The 1,808-nt window shown below is 77.9% G+C and carries 2 protein-coding genes; both read left to right on the forward strand.

Going from position 1 to position 1,808, the window contains the following annotated elements:
* The coding region (locus tag G3I42_RS27320; protein WP_203607412.1) for a hypothetical protein at positions 1–756 on the forward strand (756 nt) is incomplete at its 5' end.
* On the forward strand, positions 753–1,808 hold a 1,056-nt coding region (mycP, locus tag G3I42_RS27325), incomplete at its 3' end, for a type VII secretion-associated serine protease mycosin (RefSeq protein WP_164290304.1). The genes G3I42_RS27320 and mycP, both read left to right, overlap by 4 nt.

Genomic DNA, 1,808 nt, shown 5'->3' on the forward strand with positions numbered 1-1,808 from the left:
CCGGCGGCCCGGCCCCGCTCGCGCGTCTCCGCGGCCGTCTGTCTCGTCCTCGGGCTCGGGCTCGTCGGCGGGGCCGTGGCGGGCGGCGTGCTCGCGGAGGGAGCGGAGCCCGCCGCACCGACGCGGTACGAGGCCGCCGCCGCGCTCTGGCACAGCGTCCCCGTCGACACGCTCTTCGCACCCGTCGTGCACGGGAAGGGCGCCGGGCCCGGAGGCGCCGACCGCACCTGGACGCGGATCGCCGTCGCCCCCGACAGCGGCTGCGCGCACGCCTTCGACCCGCTCCTGCGCCAGGCCCTCGCCCCCGCCGGATGCCTGCGACTGCTGCGCGCCACGTACACCGACGAGACCCGCAGCCACCTCACCACCGTGGGACTCCTCTTCACGCGGGCCGACCCTGCCGGGATGGCCGCGCTGCGCACCCGCTTCCGCGCCGAACACCTCGACACGCGCACCGACCTGCTCCCCCTCCCCTACGGGCCGAGGGGCACGCTCGCCGAGGGCTTCGGCGCGCGGCAGCGCGTGAGCTGGAGCCTCGCGGTGCGCGCGGACCTGCCCGTCGTGGTCTGGGCCGTCTCCGGCTTCGCCGACGGACGCTCCTTCAGCACCCCGGTCCCCGCCGCGCGCGCGACCCGCGAAGGGGAGGAGGGCACCGTGGCCCTCTCGGGGCTCGGCCACGACGCCGCCGCGCTCGCGGCACGTACCGACCGCGCCCTCACCGAGGCCGCCGCTCCCACGGGGAACCTCACCGGATGACCGCCCGCCGCACCCTCCTCGCCGGGGCCACGAGCCTCGCCCTCGTCCTGCTGCCCGCGCACAGTGCCGCCGCGGACGGCATCCGCGCGCAGCAGTGGGGGCTCGGCGCCGTGCACGCGCAGAGCGCCTGGACCACGACGAAGGGCAAGGGCGTCACCGTCGCCGTGCTCGACACGGGCGTCGACGCCGACCACCCGGACCTCACCGGGAACGTGCTCCCCGGCAAGGACCTCGTCGGCTTCGGCGCGCACGCGGGCGAGAAGCACTGGGCCGAGCACGGCAGCGCGATGGCCGGCATCATCGCCGCGCACGGCCACGGGCCCGGCGCGGCCGACGGCGTCATGGGCATCGCGCCCGAGGCGAGCATCCTGCCCGTGCGCGTGATCCTGGAGGACGAGGACCCGCAGCGGCCCCGCGCCGGGCGCACCCGGGGCGAGGCGCTCGCCGAGGGCATCCGCTGGGCGGCCGACCACGGCGCCGACGTCATCAACCTCTCGCTCGGCGACGACAGCACCGAGGCCCGCCCGCAGCCCGCGCAGGACGCGGCCGTGCGGTACGCGCTCGGCAAGAACGCCGTCGTGGTCGCCTCGGCCGGCAACGACGGCGAGAAGGGCGACCACGTCTCCTACCCCGCCGCCTACCCGGGCGTCATCGCGGTCGCGGCCGTCGACCGCTACGGCGAGCACGCGCGCTTCTCGACGCGCCGCTGGTACGCGACCGTCGCGGCCCCGGGCGACGACATCGTGACCCTCAACCCCGACCTGCGCTACTACGAGGGCTGGGGCACGAGCGCCGCCGCCGCCTTCGTCTCCGGCACGGTCGCCCTCCTGCGCGCGGCCCACCCGGACCTCGCTCCCGACCGCGTCCGGGCCCTGCTCGAACAGACCGCGAGCGCCCGCCCGTCCGGCGGCCACGACGACGCCCGCGGCTTCGGCACGGTGGACGCGCGGGCGGCGCTCGCCGCCGCGGCGAAGGAGGACCCGGACCCACCGCGCACCGCGACGGAACACGCCCGCTACTTCGGCGAGGGGCCCGCCCCGCTCCCGCGCGGA

The organism is Streptomyces sp. SID11385, from assembly GCF_010548245.1.
Lineage (GTDB): Bacteria > Actinomycetota > Actinomycetes > Streptomycetales > Streptomycetaceae > Streptomyces.